Origin of the sequence: Actinomadura sp. 9N215 (assembly GCF_044326345.1) — a bacterium.
Lineage (GTDB): Bacteria > Actinomycetota > Actinomycetes > Streptosporangiales > Streptosporangiaceae > Spirillospora.
The window spans coordinates 299,602-320,743 of the sequence record NZ_JBIRBA010000005.1 but is presented as its reverse complement, the minus strand read 5'-3'; the positions used below and the strand labels follow the sequence as shown (position 1 = coordinate 320,743).

The window sequence follows — 21,142 nt, the reverse complement described above, 5'->3', positions numbered from 1 at the left end:
CGGAGCATAGCCCCAGCCGCCCTACCGCAGCGGCTCCCCCACCTCACGCATGTGCCGCAGAGCCAGCCGGTACGACCCGGCCACCCCCGTCTCCGCGTACGGCACGCCCACGTCCGCGCAATGCGCACGCACCAGCGGACGCACACGTCGCAGATTGCACCGCGGAACGCTCGGGAACAGATGATGCTCGATCTGGTAGTTCAGCCCGCCGAACGCCCAGTCCGTCACCGGCCCGCCCCGCACGTTCCGCGACGTCAGCACCTGCCGCCGCAGATGATCCCACCGCTCCCCCGGCTCCGGCATCGCCATCCCCTTGTGGTTCGGCGCGAACACCGACCCCAGATGGAGACCGAACACCGCGTGCTGCAGCGCGATCAACACCAGCGCCTGCCCCACCGGCAGCAACGCGAACGCCAGCGAGAGATACCCCACCGCGTGCGCGAGCAGCAGCCCGCCCTCCACGACCTGGTCACGGCGCGACCGCCCCCGCAGGAAGACCACGCTCCCGACCTTGAGGTTCACCCCCTCCAGCGTCAGCAGCGGGAAGAACAGCACCGCCTGGTGCCGCGCCACCCACCGCAGCACACCCCGCTGCCGCCCGGCCTGGTCCTCTGTCCACGCCAGGATCCCCTCCCCCACGTCGGGGTCCTTCCCGACATGGTTCGGGTTGGCGTGATGCCGGTTGTGCTTGTCACTCCACCAGCCGTGCCCCATCCCCAGCAGCAGGTTGCCGAGCAGCAACCCCAGCAGCCGGTTCCCCCTGGCCGTCCGGGCGATCTGCCGGTGCCCCGCGTCATGGCCGAGGAACCCGGTACGGACCGCGACCACCGCGAGCGGGATGCCCAGCAGCACCGTCCACCAGCCGTCCCCCGCCCACGCGACCGCCGCCCAGAGCGCGGCCGTCGCGGCCACGTTCAGCCCGATGGCCCGCGCGTAGTACCCGGGACGGCGCTCCAGCAGCCCACTGGCGCGCACGCTCCGCGCCAGCGGCGTGAAGTCGCTGCCGCCCCGGCCGCCGGAGTCCTCCGGCCGCGCCGCGGACGGTGCGGACGGTACGGGCGGAGCGGACAAGGTCACGGCCATGAAGCCTCCATCGGACGGAAGGGGAATCGGACAACTCCCCCGGAAGGCTACGGAGCGTGAAGCCATGTCAGTAACCCGCTACGGAGCCATCCCCGGTCTGGCTCCCAGGTCCCGGTCACCGCTCGACGCACCCGCTCCCCGGGACCACCGCCAACCCGCGACCCTGCGCAACAGCCGGGACACATCGGCCATATAGGGTCACAAGTCATGGACGACGCCACCCGCTGGATCGAGCTCGACGGCGCGGTCAACGCCCGTGACCTGGGCGGCCTCCCCACGACCGACGGACGGACGACACGCCGCGGGCGCGTCCTGCGCTCCGACAACCTCCAGGACCTCTCCGTCGCCGACGTCCGCCTCCTGCTCGACGACTACGCCCTGAAGAACGTCATCGACCTGCGCAGCGACGCCGAGGTCCGCCTCGAAGGGCCCGGGCCGCTGACGCGGGTGCCGTCCGTGACCGTCCACCAGCTGTCGCTGTTCGCCGAGCGCGGGCGCCACACCGACGTCGCCGCCGACACGCCCGACGCCGTGGACGTCGACAAGGCGCTGCCCTGGCAGGAACGGCCCAACGACAGCCCGGAACAGGACCGCTCGCTCGGCCTCTACCTCGGCTACCTCGCCGACCGCGGCGACTCCATCGTCGCCGCCCTGCGCGTCATGACCCGCACCGACGGCTCGTCGCTCGTGCACTGCGCGGCCGGCAAGGATCGCACCGGCGTCGTCTGCGCCCTCGCCCTGGACGTCGCCGGCATCACCCGGGAGGCCATCGTCGCCGACTACGCCCAGACCGGCGAACGGCTGGAGGACGTCCTGCGCCGCCTGCGCACCAGCGACACCTACGCGGCCGACCTCGACTCCCGCCCCGCCGACTCCCACCGCCCCCACGCGGCCCTCATGGACAAGTTCCTCACCCGCATCGACGAGGAGTTCGGCGGGACGACCGGCTGGCTGTCCGGCCACGGCTGGACCCCCGACGACACCGACGCCCTCACAACTCGCCTCCTCGCCTAGCTGTGATTTTGTTGGTAGGGGTTGAGGAGTGGTGCAGCCCGCCCGCGGCCTTTACGTTGTAAATTGAAGTGTGAAATAACGGACGGTGCGGCCGGGACGACGGTCAGGCGAGGGTGGTGCGGACGGCCGCGTGGGCCGCCTTGCGCATCTCGGCGTGCAGCACCGCGTTCGCGTTCCGGTCGGTGCGGGCCTCCACGATCCGCAGCCCCTCCCCCGCCATCGCCTTCGACAGGTCGGACGGCGCGTCCAGCAGCCGGTACCCCACCCCGTGCGCCGCGGCGACCGCCTCCAGATCGACCTGGTGCGGGGTGCCGAAGACCCGCTCGAACGGGCCCGTCAGCGCCGCCTGCGGCAGCAGCGAGAAGATCCCGCCGCCCCGGTTGTTCACCACCACGATCGTCAGGTCGGGACGGCGGTCCCGCGGCCCGACGATCAGGCCGTTCTGGTCGTGCAGGAACGCCAGGTCGCCGAGCAGCGCGAACGCGCGGCCGCTGTGCGCCAGCGCCGCGCCGATCGCCGTCGACACCAGGCCGTCGATCCCGCTCGCGCCCCGGTTCGCCATGATCCGGATGCCGCGCCGCGGCCGCATCACCTGGTCCAGGTCGCGGATCGGCATGCTCGCCGCCGTGAACAGCAGCGACCCGCCCGGCAGCCCCGCCACCAGATCACGGGCCAGGCGCGGCTCGCTCACCTCCGGCACCGCGTCCAGGACCTCGTCGACGGCCGCCGCGGCGGCCAGGTCGGCGGTCCGCCACGACTTCAGCCACGCGTCGTCGCCCGACACCACCGGGATCTCCACCTCCGGCGCGACCTGCGTCGCCGACCGGACCGGGTCGGGCCAGTGCGCCAGGTCCGGCGCCAGCACGATGTGCTCCTCCGCCCGCCGCAGCAGCGACAGCAGCGGACGCGACAGCCCCGGCTTGCCCAGCGTCACCACCACCTCGGGACGATGCCGCTCCACGAACTCCGGGACGCCCAGCAGGAAATGATGCGACGACAGCGCATGATCGCCGTAGCGGGCGTTGCCGTTCGGCTCGGCCAGCACGGGCCACCCCGCCATCGACGCCGCCGCCACGTACCGCTTGACGTTGACCGCCCCGTCCCCCACCACCAGCACGCCCCGGCGCGTCGGCGGGACGTGCAGCACCGACCCCGGCGTCGCCGCCCGCACCTTCGTCCACGCGCCCGTGACGTCGCCGTCGAGCGGCTCGCACCACGAGTCGTCGCCGTCCGGGATCAGCGGCTCGCGGAACGCCGCGTTCAGATGCACCGGGCCGGGCACCGGCGCCTGCGCCAGCCCCCACGCCCGGCTCACCAGCGACCGCCAGTACGCCACCATCCCCGGACGGTTCTCCGGCACGCCGATCTCGGTGCACCACCGCGCCGCCGTCCCGTACAGCTTCACCTGGTCGATCGTCTGGTTCGCGCCGGTGTCGCGCAGCTCCGGCGGACGGTCCGCCGTGATCACGATCAGCGGCACACCCGACTCGTGCGCCTCGATCACCGCCGGATGGAAGTTCGCCGCCGCCGTCCCCGACGTGCACACCAGCGCCACCGGACGCCCCGACCGCTTCGCCAGGCCGAGCCCGAGGAACGACCCCGACCGCTCGTCGATCCGCACGTGCAGCCGGAGCCGGCCCGCGTCCTCGGCGGCCTGCAGCGCCAGCGCCAGCGGCGCCGACCGCGACCCCGGCGCCAGCACCGCGTCGGTCATCCCGCACCGCAGCAGCTCGTCCACCAGGACGGTCGCCAGCGCGGTCGCCGGGTTCACGGCGCCGCCTCGATCACCGAAGGCCCGCCCAGCTGCGCCTGCGCCTCGGCCGCCCGGCCGCGCCACCCGCCGGCGGGCGCCTCCCAGCGGCGCAGCGCGTCCTCGTCCACCACGGGCCGCCGCACCGGGATCTCACCCGCCACCGGCCACAGCGGATCACCGACGACGTCGCCCTCCAGCAGCGACAGCGTCCCCAGCCCGCACGCGTACCGCAGCTCCGGCAGCGCCGCCGCCAGCGCCACCCCCGCCGCCAAACCCACCGACGTCTCCACCGCGCTCGACACCACCACCGGCAGCCCGCACGCCTCCGCCACCCGCAGCGCCGCCGCCACACCGCCCAGCGGCTGCACCTTCAGCACCGCCACGTCCGCCGCCTCCGCCGCCCGGACCTTCAGCGGGTCCTCGGCGCGGCGGATCGACTCGTCCGCGGCGATCGGGACGTCCACGCGCCGCCGCACCAGCGCCAGCTCCTCCAGCGTCGCGCACGGCTGCTCGGCGTACTCCAGCCCCCACCGGTCCAGCGACCGGATCATCCGGGCGGCGTGGTCGACGTCCCACGCCCCGTTCACGTCGATCCGGACCCGGCCGTCCGGGCCGATCGCGTCGCGGACGGCCTCCACCCGCGCCAGGTCGTCGGCGTCGGTCTGACCGCGCTCGGCGACCTTCACCTTCGCCGTCCGGCAGCCGGACTCCTTCGTCATCTCGAACGCCCGCTCCGGCCCCACCGCCGGGATCGTCACGTTCACCGGGACCCGGTCGCGGACCGGCGCCGGCCAGCCCTCATGCGCGGCCTCCCGCGCCGCCGCCAGCCACCGCGCGCACTCGGCGGGGCCGTACTCGGCGAACGGCGAGAACTCCCCCCACCCGGCGGGACCCTGGACCAGGACGCCCTCCCGCCGCGTCACACCGCGGAACCGCGTCCGCATCGGGATGGAGTACACCCGCACCCGCCGAACCCCCTGACTGCCCGCCCAATCACCGTATTCACGACCACACCGTGCGTTCGACCATTAGTAGTACCACGGGAAACGCGACCAATCCGGGTCGCGCTTCTCCAGGAACGAGTCACGCCCCTCGGCCGCCTCGTCCGTGCCGTACGCCAGCCGCGTCGCCTCCCCCGCGAACACCTGCTGCCCGACGAGCCCGTCGTCGACCAGGTTGAACGCGTACTTCAGCATCCGCTGCGCCGTCGGGCTCTTCCCGTTGACCTTCCGCGCCCACTCCAGCGCCGTCGCCTCCAGCTCCGCGTGCGGGACGACCGCGTTCACCATCCCCATCCGGTGCGCCGCCTCCGCGTCGTAGGCGTCGCCCAGGAAGAACACCTCGCGGGCGAACTTCTGCCCGACCTGACGCGCCAGGTACGCCGACCCGAACCCGCCGTCGAAGCTCGCCACGTCCGCGTCGGTCTGCTTGAACCGCGCGTGCTCCCGGCTGGCGAGGGTGAGATCGCACACAACGTGCAGGCTGTGCCCGCCGCCCGCCGCCCACCCCGGCACCAAGCAGATCACGACCTTGCCCATGAACCGGATCAGCCGCTGCACCTCCAGGATGTGCAGCCGTCCCGCCCGCGCCGGGTCGATCGTGTCGGACGTGTCCCCGTCGGCGTACTTGTAACCGTCCTTGCCCCGGATCCGCTGGTCGCCGCCGGAGCAGAACGCCCACCCGCCGTCGCGCGGGGACGGCCCGTTGCCCGTCAGCAGCACGCACCCGATGTCGCTGGACATCCGCGCGTGGTCCAAGGCCCGGTACAGCTCGTCCACCGTGTGCGGACGGAACGCGTTGCGCACCTCGGGCCGGTCGAACGCCACCCGGACCGTCCCGTGGTCGACCGCACGGTGGTAGGTGATGTCGGTGAAGCCGAACCCCTCGACCTCTTTCCAGGCGTCCGCGTCGAACAGCTCCGAGACCATGTCTTCCTCTCCCGTCGGGGGCCGCGCCGGCCTTGCCGCCCGCGCCGCCCCGGGGGTGCGGCGCTTCGCGTCCCATTCAACAGCCCCCGAGTTTGAACGCGTTCAGCGGGGTCGTCTAGCCTGATGAGATCATGGATCGTCCGCTGCACGCCGCCGTCCTGCCGCCCGGCCCGCCCCTGCTGCGGGCCCTCGCCGACGCGCTCGACGGCGGCCCCGCGATCTGCCCCCTCTCCCCCGGCCTGCCCGAGCCCGCGCTCCGCGACCTCCTCGACGCCCTCGCCCCGGACGCGATCCGCACGCCGGACGGCCTCGTCCCGTACCGCTCCCGCCGCGGGCGTGCCCCCGTGGACGCGGGCACCGCCGTGCTGATCGCGACGTCCGGCTCCACCGGGACGCCCAAGTTCGTCGAGTTGTCCGCCGCAGCGCTGCGCCACTCCGCCGCCGGCACCCTCGCCCGCATCGGCGCCGCACCCGGCGACCGGTGGCTCTGCTGCGTCCCCACCAGCCACATCTCCGGCATTCAGGTCCTCGTCCGCGCCCTCGTCGCCGGCACCGACCCGATCATCGTCCCGCGGTTCGACCCCGCCGCCGTCGCCGCCGCCGCCACGGAACGTCCGCACCTCTCGCTCGTCCCGACGCAGCTGCGCCGCCTCCTGGACGCCGGGGTCGACCCGTCCCGGCTCGGCGCGATCGTCCTCGGGGGCGCGGCGGCCGCGTCCGCCCTGCTCGCCGAGGCCCGCGACCGCGGCGCCCGCGTCTTCACCGCCTACGGCATGAGCGAGACGTCCGGCGGCTGCGTCTACGACGGGACGCCGCTGCCGGGCATGCGCGTCGCGCTCGGCGACGGCGGCCGGATCCGCCTCGCCGGGCCGTCCCTGTTCACCGGCTACCGCCTGCGGCCAGGCCAGACCGCCGAGGCCAGGGACGGCGAATGGTTCGTCACCCAGGACCTCGGCGTCCTTGAGGACGGCCGCCTCCGCGTCCGCGGCCGGCTCGACGACGTGATCAACACCGGCGGGGAAAAGGTCGTCGCGGGCGAGGTCGCCGCCGCCCTGTCCCGGCATCCGAAGATCCGCGACGTCGTCGTGGTCGGGCGCCCCGACCCCGAATGGGGCGAGCGGGTCACCGCCGTCGTGGTGCCGGGCGCGTCCGGCGGACCGGAGCTGCGGGAGCTGCGCGCCTTCGTCCGCGAGACGATGCCCGCGTACGCGGCGCCGCACGAACTGGAGCTCGTGGACGCCATTCCATTGCTGGCATCCGGAAAGCCCGATCGCGCCCGTCTCCGTTCTGTTGATTTGGCACCGCCCGGGCCCTTTACGCAGTAAGGTAGAGGGTGGTCGGGCCGTCCGGTGTGAAACGGCCTGCTCCGGGCACCACGTCCTTCTGGATCGCTCCTCCACGGTCCGCCGCGGACCGCCGATCCCGGGGCGTCGGGAACAAGAACCCCGTCGTGCGACGTTCCGATAAGTGCGTGCGCCACGAGCGAACACAATCCGCGCCGCACTCACACCACCGAAGGGAGGGGGGTGTCCCCATGCCGCGAAGCGCCGTAGAGACCCCGCTCACGGAGTCGGCGAGCCCCGCGCTCGACGACCTCCTGAAGCGTGGCCACGCCCAAGGGCGCCTCTCGCTCGACGAGGTGCGGGGGGCCTTCGAGTCGGCGGGCATCAGCCCGGCACAGGGCCGTTCCATCCTGCGCGAGCTGTCCGAGGCCGGGATCAGCCTGGCCGGCGAGCCCGACACGGTCCGCAAGCTGGCCGCGGCCGCCGACCACGACGGCGGCGGCACCGCCCAGGCGACCCCCGGCACGCCGGGGACGTCCGGCACGTCCGGCGCCGCGAAGCGCGCACCCCGCAAGACCGCCGCCAAGTCCACCCGCGCGGCGGCGAAGAACGGCGCCGAGGACGCTGCGAGCGGCACCGCGAACGGCACCGCGAAGAACGCCGCCAAGGGCCCCCGGAAGGGCGCCGCGAAGACCGCCGCGAAGGGCGCCGGAAAGGGCCCCGCCGACGGGGGCGCCGCCGACGATGAGTTCGAGGTCACCGAGGTCGCGGCCGCCGGGGCCGAGACCGAGGCCGACGGCGACACCGTCGCCGACCTGGACGACCAGGGCACCACCATGGGCGACTCCGTCCACACCTACCTGAAGGCCATCGGCCGCCGGCAGCTGCTCACCGCCGATCAGGAGGTCGAGCTCGCCAAGCGCATCGAGGCCGGCCTGTACGCCGAGCACAAGCTGGAGAGCGACGACCTCTCCCCCGCCGCGCGCGCCGACCTGGAATGGGTCGCCGCCGACGGCCGCCGCGCCAAGGCCCACATGCTGGAGGCCAACCTGCGGCTCGTGGTGTCGGTCGCCAAGAAGTACTCCGACCGGGGCCTGTCGCTGCTGGACGTCGTCCAGGAGGGCAACCTCGGCCTGATCCGCGCCGTGGAGAAGTTCGACTACTCCAAGGGCTACAAGTTCTCCACCTACGCGATGTGGTGGATCCGGCAGGCGATCCAGCGCGGCTTCGCCGACTCGGCCCGCACGATCCGGCTGCCCGTGCACGTCCTGGAGATGCTGAGCAAGCTCAGCCGCGTCGAACGCGACATGCACCAGCGGCTCGGCCGCGAGCCGACCCCGGAGGAGCTGGCCGTCGAGCTCGACAAGAGCCCCGAGCAGGTCCGCGAACTGCTGCGCACCAGCCGGCAGCCGATCAGCCTCGACTCCACCATCGGGGAGGACGGCGAGACCCGCATCGGCGACCTCATCGAGGACACCGACAGCCCCGAGGCGTCCGAGCTCGTCGACCGGCAGCTCATGGCCGACCAGCTGCGCCGGACGCTGGACATCCTGTCCCCCCGCGAGGCCAAGATCATGGCCATGCGGTTCGGGCTGTACGACGGGACGCCCCGCACCCTCGACGAGATCGGCAAGGCGCTCGGGCTGACCCGGGAGCGGATCCGCCAGCTGGAGAAGGAGTCGCTGTCGAAGCTGCGGCACCCCAGCAACGCGCGCCCGCTGCTCGACTTCGCCGTCTGACCCTCGTCTGAAGGCGTCTGACCCCGTCGGGCGTCATCTGACGCCGCCGGGCCGTGGGGAGCCGTCCGACTCGCTCGTGGCACGCAAGGGAGGGCCCGCCTGACCGGTCACCGGTCAGGCGGGCCCTTCGCCGTTTTGGCCGGTCCGCTCAGCGCCGTCCGGACGGGCAGCCGCGGACGGCGAACGCCAGGAACTGGGTGACCTCCTCGTCGCTGAAGTTGTCGTCGGAGCCCACCACCAGCGTGCAGTCCCCGGAGTTCAGGCGCGGGCCCCAGCCCATCGCCTCCAGGTTCTGCGTCGACCGCCCGTAGCGGCCGAGGTCGGCGACGAGCCGCTTGGTCACCGGCCGGTACGGCGCGCTCGTGGCGAGGCTGCCGCGGCCCAGCACGTCGGTCGCGCCGCGCGTGTCGAATTCGTACAGCCTGACCTTGTAGCCGACGCCTTCGAGCCAGGACCGCTCCAGCGCCAGGAACCGGTGCGCGTCGATCGCGAGGATCTCCGAGACGCCGCTGTCGGTCTGGCCGTCGCTCGGGTCCGGCTCCGCGGGAAGCCGCCCGACGCGGTAGGCGTACTGCGCGCGGGCCGTCCCGGCCCGGTCCCACAGGGTGAGGCGGGTCACGGCGCCGTGCTCAACGGTCGGCGGCTCGCCGTCCTCGTACCGCGGGCCCTCCACCATCGCGGCGATGCCGTGCGGCGTGAACGTCAGGCCCTCGAACCCGGCGTTGCGGCGCGGCCCGCGGTGCTCGCCGGTCTGCTTCAGGTTCGCCGGGACAGGCAGGCTCCCGCGGAACCGGCCGTCCCGTCCGGCCCACCGGAGCGACAGGTCCGACACGGGGATGCCCTCGTGCGTCTCGTCCGGACGGTCGCCCTCGCTGCCCCACAGGACCCGGCGGTTGCGCGGGTCGTAGCGGATCGTCTCCGGGTCGGCCGACTCCGGCTTGGCGTAGCCCGGGTAGGGGCTGCCGTCCTGCCGCGTCAGCGTGGACACCCCGGTGAGCCTCACACCGGCGAACGCGCCGGTGGCGGGGTCGATGTCGAGGCGCCCGTAGTAGAAGCGGGCGGGGTCGTACCGCCACCGGTCGTCGGAGATCAGGAACCAGGTTCCGGTCCGCGGATCGCGGTCGATGCCCGACACGCCCCCGAACGTGGTGCCCTGGAACTTCATCATGTGCGGGAGGGTCTGCTCCCCCAGGAACCGCGTGATCCGCAGCGCCGCTTTCGCGTCCGCCCGCCCCTCACCCGCCCCGCCCGCGGCGTCCGTCGTGCTCGTCGTGCGCGTCGTGCCGGTCGCGTTCGCGGTGCCCGCGGCCGTCACCGGGACGGCCGCCGTCATGAGCAGCGCCGCCGCGGCCGCGGCCCCGCGCCATATCCTCTGTCGCCCGTTCACCCTGATCACCATCACCCTCCGAAACCAAGTCGACTCGCTCAGTAGCAGACTCAGTATCGGGGATCACGACGGGTGGCGGACGTATTTCGCTCCGTCAATCAGCGTGGCGGAATTCCAGGATGGCCACGCCCATCAGCGCGGCGCCCATGCCGACGACGATCGCGATCTCCAGCCAGACCGGGACGACCCAGCCGTTCCACGTCACGCCGGGGTTGAACGTCCGCTGCAGCGCGGGCGACAGGTCCAGGCGGGAGAACACCGCCTGGCGCAGCGGGTCGACGGCGTAGGTCAGCGGGTTGAAGCGAGTGAGGACGGTCAGCCAGGTGGGCAGCCCGTTCAGCGGATACAGCGCGCCCGACAGGAACATCATCGGCATCATCGCCATCTGGATGAGGGCGAAGAACGACTGCATCTGCTTGATCCGCGCGGCCATCATGACGCCGAAGCCGGTCAGCGCGAACGCGCCGATGAACATCAGGCCCAGCAGCTCGGCCAGCAGCACCGGGTCGTACGGGACGCCGGCCAGGCCCGCGAGCGCCACGATCACCGCGCCCTGCAGGGTCGCGACGAGCGCGCCGCCGATGCATTTGCCGATGACGATGGCGCTGCGGCTGACGGGCGCGACGAGCATCTCGCGCAGGAACCCGAACTCGCGGTCCCACACGATCGACCCGGCGGAGAACATCGCGGTGAACATCACCGACATCGCGCACACGCCCGGGAAGATGAACGTCTTCAGGTCGACCTCGCCGTTCGGCCCGCCCCCTGCGGCCATCAGGTTGGACAGTCCTGTGCCCATGACCAGCAGCCACAGCACCGGCTGGACCAGGCCGGACACCATCCGCAGCTTGTCGCGCCAGAACCGGATCAGCTCCCGGTGCAGGACGATCTTCACGGCGCGCAGGTCCTGCCGCAGGCTCGGCTCGGGCACCCGGACGCGGACGACGTCGGCGACCGGCCGGGCCGCCCCGCCGGAGGAACCCGCCGCCCCCGTGGAGCCCGTGGAGCCCGCCTTCCCGGTGGGGCCCGCCGTCCCGGTGGAACCCGGCATCGTCACCTCCTCATCGCGCGCATGGTGATGCGCATGCGGTCGCTCGACCCGGCCTCGGCGTCGCGGATCGTCGAGCCGGTGAACGACATGAACACGTCGTCCAGGGACGGCCGGGCGACGTTCACCGACCGGATCGGGACGCCGAGCTCCGCGAACAGCCGCGGCACGAACGCCTCCCCGGACGCCACGGAGAACGCCACCGCGCCCTCCGACATGACCGCGTCCAGGCCGAACCGCTCCCTGAGCGCGGTGATCGCGGCCGCGTCGTCGGCGGTCCTGATGCGGACCCGGTCCTCGCCCACCCCCGCCTTCAGCGCCTCGGGGGTGTCCAGCGCCACGATCCGACCCGAGTCGATGATCGCGATGCGGTCGCAGAACTCGGCCTCGTCCATGTAGTGGGTCGTCATGAAGATCGTGATCTCTTCGGCGTCCTTGAGCTGGCGGATGTAGTCCCAGATCGACGCGCGGGTCTGCGGATCGAGGCCGACGGTCGGCTCGTCCAGGAACAGGACCCGCGGCGAGTGCAGCAGCCCGCGCGCGATCTCCAGGCGGCGCTTCATGCCGCCGGAGTAGGTCTGCACGAGGTCGCGGCGCCGGTCCCAGAGGCCGACCATCTCCAGCACCTGCCGGATGCGCTCGCCCGTGACCGCCCTCGGCACCCCGTACAGCTCGGCGTGGAAGCGCAGGTTCTGCTCGCCGGACAGGTAGCCGTCGAGCGTCGGGTCCTGGAAGACGAGGCCGATGTTGCGGCGCACGCTGTCGCGCTCGGACGCCACGTCGTGTCCCGCGACCCGCGCCCGCCCGCCGCTGGGCTTCAGCAGCGTGCAGAGCATGTTGATCGTGGTGGACTTGCCGGCGCCGTTCGGGCCGAGGAACCCGAAGATCTCCCCCGGGCTGACGGTGAAGCCGATCCCCCGCACGGCCTCGACGTCGCCGAACCGCTTGACCAGGCCGTCGACCTCGACGGCGGGTCCCCCGTCCGGCATCGGGCCTCCCTCCGTGTCCGTCGCGCCCAGGTTGTGGACCGTCCAACGGTAGGATTATCCTATCTCTCACGTCAAGAGAGATAGGACCCGCCAACCGAATCCGCAGGGAGGGGACGTGGAAGACCGGCCCGACCCGCTGCACGACTCGCCGACCTACCTGATGTTCGAGCTGATGCGGCTCGCGCGGCGCACCTCGGCGCGGATGTTCCCCGGCCCCGGACGGCTGCGGCTGCCGCACATGCTGGTCCTGGCGTGCGTGGCGCGCCTGGGGCCGCTGTCGCAGCGCGAGGTCGCCGAGCACCTGCGGATGGACCCCGGCGACCTGGTCGGCATCGTCGACGCGCTGGAGGAGGCGGGCAGCGTCCGGCGGCGGCGCGACCCCGGCGACCGCCGCCGGTACGCGCTGGAGGCCACCGAGGACGGCAGGCTCGCCCTCGGCGCGAGCCAGGACGACCGGGACCGCCTCAACGCGACGCTGTTCGAGCCGCTGTCGCCGGACGAGCTACAGCTGTTCAAGGACCTGATGCTGCGCGTCCTCGCCCACCACGACCCGCGATTCGCCGGGCCCGCCCCCGTCCCGGACGCCGTCCGCGACGACCGGGCGGACGGGGCCGATCAGCCGCCGGCGCCCGCCGGGAGCGGGTCGGTGGGCCGCGGGTCGCACGCCAGCCGGTAGCCGCGCTTGACCACGGTCTCGACGATCCCCGGACGGCCGAGCCCGCGCCGCAGCCGCGCCACCGCCATCTCGACCGCGTGCTCGTCGGCCTGCGGCCGCGCCTCCCCCAACGCGGCCCCGCCGCCGAGGCGGCTTGGCAGGACGCCGCACAGCTCCGCCCGCGACACCACGTGCCCGGGCCGCCGCGCGAGCGCCCGCAGGATCGCCATCGGCGCGGGCGCGATCGGCCGGAGCCGCCCGTCCAGGACGACGGCGTGCCCGCGCAGCTCCAGCGCGGCCCCGCGCACCGACAGCCGCCGCGACCGCCGCGCCGGCAGGTCCGTGACCAGCGCCCGCACCAGCGCCCCGAGCCGCGCCCGCTCCGGCTGGACGGTCGGGACGCCCCGCCCGGTGAGCGCCGCCGCGGTGACCGGCCCGATGCACGCCGCCACCACGCCGTCGCGCAGGGCGTCCAGGAGCGGCTCCTCCAGCCCGTCCGCGGCGGCGACGGCGAGCGTCGCGGCGACCGCGGGCGCGCTGGTGAACGTGATCGCGTCGACCGTGCCCGCGACGGCCTGGCCGACCAGCCGGCGCAGCGGCGTCTGGTCCTCGGCCGGCGACCACCGGTACACCGGGACCTCGATCACCTCGGCGCCCGCGCCGCGCAGCGCCGCCGTCAGCTCCGGCCGCCGCTCCCCGTACAGCTGGACGGCGATCCGCGCGCCGTCCAGGTCCAGCCGCAGCAGGTGCTCGGCCACCTCGGCGAGGCCCTCCGACTCCGGCGACCAGCGCTCCCGCAGCCCCGCCGCCCGGATCGCGCCGCGCGCCTTCGGGCCGCGCGCCACGATCGCGGCCTCGGCGAGGCGGGCGACGAGCGCGTCCCGCGTCCCCTGCCCGCCGGCCGACTCCAGCCAGGCGCGGAACCCGATCCCGGTCGTGACGACGACGTGGTCGAGCGGCGCGGCGGCGCACGCCCGGGTGGCCTCCAGCAGCTCGGCGTCGTCGGCGAGCGGCGCGACGCGGATGGCGGGCGCGAGCACGACCCGGGCGCCGCGACGCTCCCGGAGCGTCGCGAGCTCCTCGTGGCGGCGGGCCGCGGTCACCCCGACGGCGAACCCCGCCAGCGGCTCGGCGGCCGGCTCCACGTGCTGTTCACCGGCGGTGGTCATCGGCGCGGCAACCTCCTGGCAGAACGGGTCGACGCTCCCATCCTCGGCGGGGGCCGTTTCGCGGTTGGGTCCCGCGTGTCACCGCCGTGTTAAAAGCCACTCACCCCGAACCGCTCACCCCGAACCGCTCAGCCCGCGTTACGGAAGATCTATGCGGGGTCGTTCCGGGTGGCCGCGGCGTTAGATGACTTTCACGTCGCGCGTTCGCCGAGGTCACCCGCCCGGGACGGCGTCAAGCGCCCGCCGCGGCCCGGTGACCTTGACCTTCGCGGGTCAAGCGTTGTCGACCCCCGTCATGGCCCTTTCGTCGTCTTTTACCCGTTTACCGAACGGATTCGCGGCGCCCCGGCGATCTTCTGGACGGATGCGGCCCCCGCCCCGCCGCGCCCCGGATCACCCGGCGATGATCGCGCCTAACCTCGGTACATGCCCGACCTTGCTTACTACGCCTCACTGCCGCGCTCCCGCGGCGCCGCGGCGGCCCTTCTCCTGGACGACCTCGGGCGGGTCCTGCTGGTCAAGCCCACCTACAGCGAGGGCTGGTACCTGCCCGGCGGGGTCATCGAGGCCGACGAGTCCCCCCTGTCGGCGTGCGTGCGCGAATGCTCCGAGGAGCTCGGTCTCGTCCCCCGCCTGAACGGCCTGGCCTGCGTCGACTGGGGCTCGCCGCGCGACGACGGCGTCGACGCCGTCAACGTGTTCGTGTTCGGCGGCACGATCACCGGCGAGGAGATCGCCGCGATCCGGCTGCCGCCCGACGAGCTGTCCGACCACATCCTCGTCGCCCCGGAGAAGATCCCCGAGCTGGCGCCGCCGCACGTGTCGCGCCGGATGGACCCCAGCCTGCGCGCCATGGCCGACGGCCGCGCCGTCTACCTGGAGGACGGCCAGGAGCAGCCGTTCGGCACCGGCCTGTCCACGGGAACCACCTAGGCCGCAGCCGCCCAGGCCGGAACCCACCCAGGCCACGCCGCTTGGGGAACCACCTGGGCCGGGGTCGGCCGGGCCGGAACCGCGAGGCCGGAACCGCCGGGCCGGAGCCGGCTAGGCGAGCACGGCGTCCCTGGCCTGCCGCCCGCGTTCCGGGTCGACCGCGCGGGCGCAGTGCACGCAGCAGTACCAGTGCCCGTCCACATCCACGCCGTGGCCCATGATGCGGCACTGGCAGTGCTCGCAGACCGGCGCCATCTTGCTGACCGCGCACTCGAACGAGTCGAACGTGTGCACCTCGCCCTGCGCGTGCACCTCGAACGTCATGTCGTAGTCGTTGCCGCAGACCTCGCAGGTCGCCATCGGTCCTGTCTCCGTTCTCCCGGCGCTTCGCCTACCCGGCACTGCTACCCGGACCACTCCGGATCTACCCCGCGCCCGCTGCGCCGGAGGCCGCGCGCTCACCTGGCCGGTCTGCCCGCCGGACCGCCCGAGGAGGCCGGCGGGCGCCTGCCGGCCTGCCGGGCCCCGCGCCGGCCCCGCGACCGGCCGGAACCCTCGCCCCGGCCCTCGTCGAGGTCCGGCCAGGCCGGCGACCGGCCCGAGGACCGCAGCACCGACTCCCACGCATCCCCGGACGACAGCGGCAGATGCGGGACGCCCCAGTGCCACGCCGACACCAGCAGGTCGGGGTCGCGCGGCCGGTAGCCCGCCCCGATCGCGCGGGCCATGTCCCAGGCGTGCAGATGCCACTCCACGCAGGCCGCGCCCGCGTGGTCGCCGACCGTGTACTTGGTGCCGCGGTAGATCAGATGCGTCCGGTCCCACATGTCCGGCATCAGGTCGGCGTACGCGCCCGCCGACACCCCGAACGCCATGATCCGCTCCGGGCCCGGCTCGGGCGGCAGCACCGCCAGCTCCGCCGCGTTCTGCCGCGCCTGCTGCCTGATCAGCACCGCCGACGCCGCGTCCTGCGCGAACAGCGTCGCCAGCCGGCTGTCGGGCGCGTCCTGGAGGTACTCCAGGAAGTTCTCCGCGACGCACCGCAGATGCCCGGCGAGATCGATCAGCTGCCAGTCGGCGCAGGGCGTCGGGACGTCCCAGTCGCCGACCCCTTTCGCCAGCGCCCGGATCGCCTGCATCCCGTCCTGGTAGGACTCGAGTACGCGGCCCCGGTCCGGCGGCGTGCGCTCCACGTGACTTCCCCCCGCGTCCAGAGCACGGTGTGCCCTCTCCGCCGGGATGCCGCCGCGCGCCCGTCGCGGCCTGCGACGTCCGGCGCGAGCGCCCCCCGACGTTCCCCCGAGAGGGCAGACTCTCAAAGTTCGGTGGCCGGTGCCACCCGGTGACGCTGTGTCGCCGCACGTCGCCACCACCTGCCGCCCCCGTCCCGGACGCCCCCCGCGCGCCCCCCGGGCGACGCCTCAGACGGTCCTCGGGCGACGCCCCAGACGGCCCCTAAGGCGGGGCCCTAAGGCGGCCCTCAGACGGAGAGGGTCGGGTGCGTCCGGAAGCTGAGCCGGTGCGCCTCCCGCGCGGTGCGGAGCCGGTCGACCTCGTCCGTCCACGGGCGGACGTCCGGGCGCGCCTTGGCCTTGCGGTACGCGATCTCGGCGGCCCGGCGCGTCTTGGCGTCCTGGGTGTCGACCGAGTACACCCGCGGGCCCATCGCGACCCGCTCGGACGCCTCCGCGGCGGCGAGCACGTCCGTCATCGCCCGGTCGAACGCGACCGTCAGGTCCCGCAGCTCCGGTTCGGGCGTGTCCGCGCCCTGGGCGTCCCGCAGCGCCCGCTCCGCCTCGCCGGCCGCCGCGAGCCGGTCCTCGTACTCGGCGGCCAGCCGCTGGTCGGCCTCGTACGGCTCCGCGACGTCCTTGCTCATCCGGCGGCCCAGCGGCATGGTGGTCACTCCTTCGGCGGTCATGGGTGGTCCGGTCGAGGAAAGCGTACGCGGGCCCCCGGCGTGTCGTGACGGCGGACACCCCGCCCCGGCCCTTTACGCAGTAAGGTCGGTACATGGTTCGGCAGCCGAGCATCAACGCCCAGCACCGCGTCCCCCTGTCCACCGAGCGGATCATCGAGTCCGCCCTGCGGATCGTCGACGGCCAGGGCCTCGCCCGGCTCACCATGCGCCGCCTCGGCGACGCGCTGGAGGTCGAGGCGATGGCGATCTACCACCACCTCCCCCGCGGCAAGGAGCAGCTCCTGGACGGACTCGTCGCGCACGTCGCGTCCGCGCCCGCCGACACCGAGTCCGCCGCCTCGCACGGCGACTGGCGGGGCGTCCTGCGGGCCTGGGCCGCCGGCTACCGGACGCGGCTGCTGGCGCACGCGGGCGTCCTCCCCCTCGTCGTCACCCGCCGGAACCCCGCCGCGCTCACCACCACGGCCGCGTCGCTGCGCGAGGTGCTGCGGCGCGGCGGCGTCGCCGAGGACACCGCCGCCGTCGCCGCGCACACCCTGCTCGGGTACGTCATCGGCCACGCCGCGCTCGAAGTGCGCGACACCAAACGGAACAGCGCCGAAGGCGCTGCGGGCGGCGCGAGTGGTCGTCCCCCCTCGAACAGAGAGGACGGCGCCGATCGGGCGGTCGACTGGGACGCGCGCTTCACCGCCGGCCTCGACCTCGTCATCAACGGCGTCGGCTAGCCCGCTCGATCGCCGGTCCTGTAGCGGCCCGCTCAGTCCTCGACGACGAGGACTTCCAGGTGGCGGGGGCCGTGCACGCCCTCCACGCGGACCATCTCGACGCCGTGGGTGGCGGACGGCCCGCTGATCCACGTCAGCGGGCGCGCCGGGTCGAGCCGCGCGACCGCCTCCGGGACCGTTCCGACGATCTGGTCGGCGTGCACCACGCACAGGTGGTAGCCCGGGACGACGGTGAGCGCCCGCCGACCCTGCGCGCGGCCCCCGTCCAGGACGACGGTGCCGGTCAGCGCGACCGCCGCCGCGCAGCCGGTGACGACGCCGTCCACGGCGGCGAGGGTGTCGACGTCGACGGCCGGGGTGTCGGCCAGGGCCCGGACGCCGTCCAGCTCCGCCAGCCATCCGAACGGCAGGTCGGCCGGGACGACGATCTGCTTGGCCTCCCGCCCCCACAGCGCGGCCGCCACGGCGGTGCCGAGCTCGTCGGCGCTGACGTGCCGCACCGAGGCCCGGTTGTCGGCGACCCGCTCGGTGAACAGCGCGAGGACGTCCGCCCTGTTCCCGGCCTCGTCCTCGGACAGCCGCCGCGCGTAGCGGCGCGGCACCGGCGGGCGCGTCCCGCGGGACCCGCCGAGCGCCTCCCGCACCCGCCGCAGCACCTCCGCGCGCGAACCCCCGCCCGCCGCGCCGCCACCCGCCGCACTCCCGGCCGCTGCGCCGCCGGTCGGCGCGCCCCCGGTCGGCGCGCCCCCGGTCGGTGCGCCTTCGTCCGCTGTCACGGGTGCCTCCGCGTCCACCAGGCGCGGAAGCTCTCCGACGGCGGCGCGGGCAGGTCGCGGGCCTCGGTCCACTTCCCGAGCAGGCCGGGCAGGCGGCGGATCCGGCCGCCGCGCGACAGCAGCCGCGCCCACCGGGTGCCGCGCCGCAGCGCGGTCTCGTAGCGGCGCGGGTCGCCCATCGTCCACGCGAGGCCGCGCATCAGCATCAGCTCAGGCGTCGGGACGGGACGCCGCCGCCGCGACTCCACCACCCGGCCGCGCAGATGGACCAGCACGTCCGGGATGTCGATCTTCACCGGGCAGACGTCGGCGCAGGCGCCGCACAGCGTCGACGCGTACGGCAGGGACGCGTCGGCCGCGCCGTCGACGCCGCGCAGCTGCGGGGTGAGGATCGCGCCGATCGGCCCCGGATAGACCGGGCCGTACGCCCGGCCGCCCGTCCGCTCGTAGACGGGGCACACGTTCATGCAGGCCGAGCAGCGGATGCAGCGCAGCGCTGCGCGTCCGACCTCGTCGGCGAGCGCCCGGGTGCGGCCGTTGTCGAGCAGGACGAGATGGAACTCGCGCGGCCCGTCGCCCGCCGTCACGCCCGCCGACGTCGCGACGTACGGGGTCATCCGGTCACCCGACGACGAACGCGGCAGGAGCTGGAGGAACACCTCCATGTCCGCCCAGGTCGGGACGACCTTGTCGATGCCGGCCACGCTGATCAGCGTGTCGGGGAGGGTGAGGCACATCCGCGCGTTGCCCTCCGACTCCAGGACCACGAGCGTCCCGGTCTCGGCGACCAGGAAGTTCGCGCCGGTGACGGCGACGCGGGCGCGCAGGAACCGCTCGCGGAGATGGGTGCGGACGGCGGCGGCCAGCGCGCCGGGATCGTCGGCCAGGTCGGGCCCGGCGGACGGCATCGTCCGCCGGAACAGCTCCCTGATCTCGGCGCGGTCGCGGTGCAGCGCGGCCGACAGCAGGTGGGACGGCTCGTCGCCGCCGAGCTGGACGACCAGGTCGGCGAACGCGGTCTCGTGGACGGCGACCCCGGCGCGGGCCAGCGCGCCGGTCAGGCCGATCTCCCGGAGGGTCGCCGACGACGCCTTGACGACCTCGTCCGCGCCCGCCGCCCGCACCAGGCCGGTGACGATACGGCACGCCTCGCCGGCGTCCGCCGCCCAGTGCACCGTGCCGCCCGCCTCGGTGACGGCGCGCTCCAGCTCCTCCAGGTGGGCGTCGAGGTCGAGGAGCGTGGCGTCCCCGATGGCGCGGCCGGCCTCGCGGAGGTCGTCCCAGTCGGCGAGCTCGGCGGCAGCGGCGGCCTCCCGCTCACCGGCCGCCGCGGTCGCGACGCGCAGGTTACGGCGGAGGCCGGTATCGGCCAGCGCGGACCGCGCGGCGGCGGCGAACTTCGGCATCGGCAGTGCGACCGTCCCGCCCGTCCCGGGACCCGGCCTCATCCCGGCGGCGGAGGGCGTCGTCCCTTGGGAGGACCCGGTCACGCCGGCCCCGTCTCGGCGAGGATCTCCGCCAGATGCATGGTCCGGACGCCGCCGCGCAGCCGCGACAGCGCCCCGCCGATGTGCGCGAGGCAGGAGTTGTCGACCGCGCAGACCACGTCGGCGCCGGTGTCGCGGATGTGCCGCACCTTGTCGGCCACCATCGCGACCGACACGTCGGAGTTCTTCATCGCGAACGCGCCGCCGAACCCGCAGCACTCTCCGGCCGCGGGCAGTTCGACCAGGTCAAGGCCCTTGACGGCGCGCAGCAGCCGCAACGGACGGTCCGCGACGCCGAGCGTCCGCACCGACTGGCAGGACGGATGGTAGGTCACCCGGTGCGGGAAATAGGCCCCCACATCGGTGACGCCCAGGACGTCGACCAGGAACTCCGTCAGCTCGTAGACGGTCAGGCCTTCCGCCGCGCGGGCCAGGCCGGGGTCACGGGCCGTCCGCGCGATCCGCGGGTAGCCGTCGCGGACGGTGGCCGCGCAGGACGCCGACGGCGCCACCACGACCTCGGCGTTCTCGAAAGCGGCGGTGTAGGCGCGGGCCAGGTCGGCGGCCTCGCGGTGGTAGCCGGTCGTCCAGTGGATCTGCCCGCAGCACGTCTGCCCGGGCGGGTACGCGACCTCGTGTCCGAGCCGTTCCAGCAGGACCGTCGCGGCCTTCCCGGTGCCCGGGAACAGCGCGTCGTCGAAGCAGGCGACGGACAGGGCGACCCGCACCGGCCTCACTCCCCCCACGCCTCGCAAAGCCCGTTCCCGCCGAACATCGTAGGGGCTTCACGCCACGACGGCGTGTCGTTCGCCGTCCGTTAGCGTGCGGAAGGGACGCTGGCCCTGGCACCTCCGAGTGAGACGGGTCACAACCCCCCGTACTCCGGTACCAACGGACAACCGTCCCAACGGGCTATGGCCGGTGAGTGCGAACCGTTCCACACTGAGAGGCGTCAGTAAAGGAAAGCACCACAACCGACCCAGTAGTTGAGACCGGAGGCACCACGATGTGCCCGCACCAGCCACCCTGTCCCTCGCACCACGCACCTGATCGCGACGCCGCCCGGACGCTGGCCTCCCACCCCGAGCAGGGGTGGAGCCTCCTGTGCAACGGCGTCGTGCTCTTCGAGGACACCGGTGAGCTGCTGCCCGACGGGGGAATCATCGCACCGCACCGGCCGACGGATCCGCTGGCTCCGTCCGCCGCCTGAACGACGTCCACGGGGGACTAGTTCAAACGGGTGATCATCCTC

Annotated in this window: 21 protein-coding genes; 7 read left to right on the top strand and 14 right to left on the bottom strand. The window is 74.0% G+C overall.

Features of this window, described 5'->3' with window-relative positions; all coding sequences use genetic code 11:
• Positions 1-21 precede the first annotated feature (21 nt).
• Positions 22-1,083, bottom strand: a complete 1,062-nt coding sequence (locus ACH34T_RS11675; protein WP_395992048.1) for a fatty acid desaturase family protein — start codon at positions 1,081-1,083, stop codon at positions 22-24.
• Positions 1,084-1,290: 207 nt separating this feature from the next.
• Between ACH34T_RS11675 and ACH34T_RS11670 the strand changes: the two genes are divergently transcribed.
• Positions 1,291-2,097 (top strand): tyrosine-protein phosphatase, encoded by an 807-nt coding sequence (locus ACH34T_RS11670; protein ID WP_395992047.1) that lies wholly within the window; start codon positions 1,291-1,293, stop codon positions 2,095-2,097.
• Positions 2,098-2,200: 103 nt separating this feature from the next.
• Here the strand turns inward: ACH34T_RS11670 and menD are convergent, their stop codons facing one another.
• The 3 genes from menD to ACH34T_RS11655 form a co-directional block, all read right to left on the bottom strand.
• A complete protein-coding gene (menD, locus tag ACH34T_RS11665; protein WP_395992046.1) occupies positions 2,201-3,868 on the bottom strand; it encodes a 2-succinyl-5-enolpyruvyl-6-hydroxy-3-cyclohexene-1-carboxylic-acid synthase in 1,668 nt (555 codons plus the stop codon).
• Positions 3,865-4,794, bottom strand: a complete 930-nt coding sequence (locus ACH34T_RS11660; protein ID WP_395992138.1) for an o-succinylbenzoate synthase — start codon at positions 4,792-4,794, stop codon at positions 3,865-3,867. Before ACH34T_RS11660 ends, menD begins: the two co-directional genes overlap by 4 nt.
• Positions 4,795-4,878: 84 nt before the next feature.
• Positions 4,879-5,778: a 1,4-dihydroxy-2-naphthoyl-CoA synthase gene (locus ACH34T_RS11655; protein ID WP_395992045.1), complete on the bottom strand. Its 900-nt coding sequence runs from the start codon at positions 5,776-5,778 to the stop codon at positions 4,879-4,881.
• 131 nt (positions 5,779-5,909) lie between these two features.
• Here ACH34T_RS11655 and ACH34T_RS11650 point away from each other — a divergent pair, with 131 nt between their 5' ends.
• Positions 5,910-7,103 (top strand): AMP-binding protein, encoded by a 1,194-nt coding sequence (locus tag ACH34T_RS11650; RefSeq protein ID WP_395992044.1) that lies wholly within the window; start codon positions 5,910-5,912, stop codon positions 7,101-7,103.
• Between the two features lie 209 nt (positions 7,104-7,312).
• Positions 7,313-8,800 carry an RNA polymerase sigma factor gene (locus ACH34T_RS11645; protein WP_395992043.1) on the top strand — a complete coding sequence of 496 codons (1,488 nt, stop codon included), beginning with the start codon at positions 7,313-7,315 and terminating at the stop codon, positions 8,798-8,800.
• Positions 8,801-8,948: 148 nt separating this feature from the next.
• On the opposite strand, the gene ACH34T_RS11640 is transcribed toward ACH34T_RS11645, so the two are convergent.
• The 3 genes from ACH34T_RS11640 to ACH34T_RS11630 all read right to left on the bottom strand — a co-directional run bounded on the left by ACH34T_RS11640 (position 8,949) and on the right by ACH34T_RS11630 (position 12,224).
• Positions 8,949-10,187, bottom strand: coding sequence for an esterase-like activity of phytase family protein (locus ACH34T_RS11640; protein ID WP_395992042.1), 1,239 nt, complete (start codon positions 10,185-10,187; stop codon positions 8,949-8,951).
• Between the two features lie 94 nt (positions 10,188-10,281).
• Positions 10,282-11,238 (bottom strand): ABC transporter permease, encoded by a 957-nt coding sequence (locus ACH34T_RS11635; protein ID WP_395992041.1) that lies wholly within the window; start codon positions 11,236-11,238, stop codon positions 10,282-10,284.
• Positions 11,239-11,240: 2 nt separating this feature from the next.
• Entirely contained in the window at positions 11,241-12,224 is a 984-nt protein-coding gene (locus tag ACH34T_RS11630) for an ATP-binding cassette domain-containing protein (protein WP_395992040.1), read from the bottom strand.
• Positions 12,225-12,339: 115 nt separating this feature from the next.
• Between ACH34T_RS11630 and ACH34T_RS11625 the strand changes: the two genes are divergently transcribed.
• A complete protein-coding gene (locus tag ACH34T_RS11625; RefSeq protein ID WP_395992039.1) occupies positions 12,340-12,900 on the top strand; it encodes a MarR family winged helix-turn-helix transcriptional regulator in 561 nt (186 codons plus the stop codon).
• Here the strand turns inward: ACH34T_RS11625 and ACH34T_RS11620 are convergent.
• Complete coding sequence (locus ACH34T_RS11620; protein WP_395992038.1) at positions 12,840-14,048, bottom strand: uroporphyrinogen-III synthase; 1,209 nt, start codon at positions 14,046-14,048, stop codon at positions 12,840-12,842. The genes ACH34T_RS11625 and ACH34T_RS11620 overlap by 61 nt on opposite strands.
• A 426-nt stretch (positions 14,049-14,474) precedes the next feature.
• On the opposite strand from ACH34T_RS11620, the gene ACH34T_RS11615 reads away from it, so the two are divergent.
• Positions 14,475-14,981: an NUDIX domain-containing protein gene (locus tag ACH34T_RS11615; protein ID WP_395992037.1), complete on the top strand. Its 507-nt coding sequence runs from the start codon at positions 14,475-14,477 to the stop codon at positions 14,979-14,981.
• Positions 14,982-15,092: 111 nt separating this feature from the next.
• On the opposite strand, the gene ACH34T_RS11610 is transcribed toward ACH34T_RS11615, so the two are convergent.
• The 3 genes from ACH34T_RS11610 to ACH34T_RS11600 form a co-directional block, all read right to left on the bottom strand.
• Positions 15,093-15,341, bottom strand: a complete 249-nt coding sequence (locus ACH34T_RS11610; protein ID WP_395992036.1) for a hypothetical protein — start codon at positions 15,339-15,341, stop codon at positions 15,093-15,095.
• A 98-nt stretch (positions 15,342-15,439) separates the two neighbouring features.
• Complete coding sequence (locus tag ACH34T_RS11605) at positions 15,440-16,174, bottom strand: maleylpyruvate isomerase N-terminal domain-containing protein (RefSeq protein WP_395992035.1); 735 nt, start codon at positions 16,172-16,174, stop codon at positions 15,440-15,442.
• Positions 16,175-16,461: 287 nt separating this feature from the next.
• Complete coding sequence (locus ACH34T_RS11600) at positions 16,462-16,902, bottom strand: plectin (protein ID WP_395992034.1); 441 nt, start codon at positions 16,900-16,902, stop codon at positions 16,462-16,464.
• Positions 16,903-16,994: 92 nt separating this feature from the next.
• On the opposite strand from ACH34T_RS11600, the gene ACH34T_RS11595 reads away from it, so the two are divergent.
• The gene (locus tag ACH34T_RS11595; protein ID WP_395992032.1) at positions 16,995-17,627 is read left to right on the top strand and encodes a TetR/AcrR family transcriptional regulator; all 633 of its coding nucleotides are present in this window, start codon (positions 16,995-16,997) and stop codon (positions 17,625-17,627) included.
• 32 nt (positions 17,628-17,659) lie between these two features.
• Here the strand turns inward: ACH34T_RS11595 and ACH34T_RS11590 are convergent, their stop codons facing one another.
• The 3 genes from ACH34T_RS11590 to ACH34T_RS11580 all read right to left on the bottom strand — a co-directional run bounded on the left by ACH34T_RS11590 (position 17,660) and on the right by ACH34T_RS11580 (position 20,618).
• Positions 17,660-18,283 carry a lactate utilization protein C gene (locus ACH34T_RS11590; protein ID WP_395992137.1) on the bottom strand — a complete coding sequence of 208 codons (624 nt, stop codon included), beginning with the start codon at positions 18,281-18,283 and terminating at the stop codon, positions 17,660-17,662.
• A 116-nt stretch (positions 18,284-18,399) separates the two neighbouring features.
• Positions 18,400-19,851 (bottom strand): lactate utilization protein B, encoded by a 1,452-nt coding sequence (locus ACH34T_RS11585; protein ID WP_395992136.1) that lies wholly within the window; start codon positions 19,849-19,851, stop codon positions 18,400-18,402.
• Positions 19,852-19,889: 38 nt separating this feature from the next.
• The gene (locus ACH34T_RS11580; protein ID WP_395992031.1) at positions 19,890-20,618 is read right to left on the bottom strand and encodes a (Fe-S)-binding protein; all 729 of its coding nucleotides are present in this window, start codon (positions 20,616-20,618) and stop codon (positions 19,890-19,892) included.
• Between the two features lie 278 nt (positions 20,619-20,896).
• On the opposite strand from ACH34T_RS11580, the gene ACH34T_RS11575 reads away from it, so the two are divergent.
• Positions 20,897-21,100 carry a DUF5999 family protein gene (locus ACH34T_RS11575; protein WP_395973671.1) on the top strand — a complete coding sequence of 68 codons (204 nt, stop codon included), beginning with the start codon at positions 20,897-20,899 and terminating at the stop codon, positions 21,098-21,100.
• Positions 21,101-21,142 lie beyond the last annotated feature (42 nt).

Bases quoted from the DNA above. Each gene is read 5' to 3' on its own strand.
- ACH34T_RS11595 (WP_395992032.1), top strand. From the start codon at position 16,995: ATGGTTCGGCAGCCGAGCATCAACGCCCAGCACCGCGTCCCCCTGTCC.
- ACH34T_RS11610 (WP_395992036.1), bottom strand. From the start codon at position 15,341: ATGGCGACCTGCGAGGTCTGCGGCAACGACTACGACATGACGTTCGAG.
- ACH34T_RS11655 (WP_395992045.1), bottom strand. From the start codon at position 5,778: ATGGTCTCGGAGCTGTTCGACGCGGACGCCTGGAAAGAGGTCGAGGGG.
- ACH34T_RS11635 (WP_395992041.1), bottom strand. From the start codon at position 11,238: ATGCCGGGTTCCACCGGGACGGCGGGCCCCACCGGGAAGGCGGGCTCC.
- ACH34T_RS11675 (WP_395992048.1), bottom strand. From the start codon at position 1,083: ATGGCCGTGACCTTGTCCGCTCCGCCCGTACCGTCCGCACCGTCCGCG.
- ACH34T_RS11620 (WP_395992038.1), bottom strand. From the start codon at position 14,048: ATGACCACCGCCGGTGAACAGCACGTGGAGCCGGCCGCCGAGCCGCTG.
- ACH34T_RS11670 (WP_395992047.1), top strand. From the start codon at position 1,291: ATGGACGACGCCACCCGCTGGATCGAGCTCGACGGCGCGGTCAACGCC.
- ACH34T_RS11585 (WP_395992136.1), bottom strand. From the start codon at position 19,851: ATGAGGCCGGGTCCCGGGACGGGCGGGACGGTCGCACTGCCGATGCCG.
- ACH34T_RS11660 (WP_395992138.1), bottom strand. From the start codon at position 4,794: ATGCGGACGCGGTTCCGCGGTGTGACGCGGCGGGAGGGCGTCCTGGTC.
- ACH34T_RS11615 (WP_395992037.1), top strand. From the start codon at position 14,475: ATGCCCGACCTTGCTTACTACGCCTCACTGCCGCGCTCCCGCGGCGCC.
- ACH34T_RS11645 (WP_395992043.1), top strand. From the start codon at position 7,313: ATGCCGCGAAGCGCCGTAGAGACCCCGCTCACGGAGTCGGCGAGCCCC.
- ACH34T_RS11575 (WP_395973671.1), top strand. From the start codon at position 20,897: ATGTGCCCGCACCAGCCACCCTGTCCCTCGCACCACGCACCTGATCGC.
- ACH34T_RS11650 (WP_395992044.1), top strand. From the start codon at position 5,910: ATGGATCGTCCGCTGCACGCCGCCGTCCTGCCGCCCGGCCCGCCCCTG.
- ACH34T_RS11630 (WP_395992040.1), bottom strand. From the start codon at position 12,224: ATGCCGGACGGGGGACCCGCCGTCGAGGTCGACGGCCTGGTCAAGCGG.
- ACH34T_RS11600 (WP_395992034.1), bottom strand. From the start codon at position 16,902: ATGACCGCCGAAGGAGTGACCACCATGCCGCTGGGCCGCCGGATGAGC.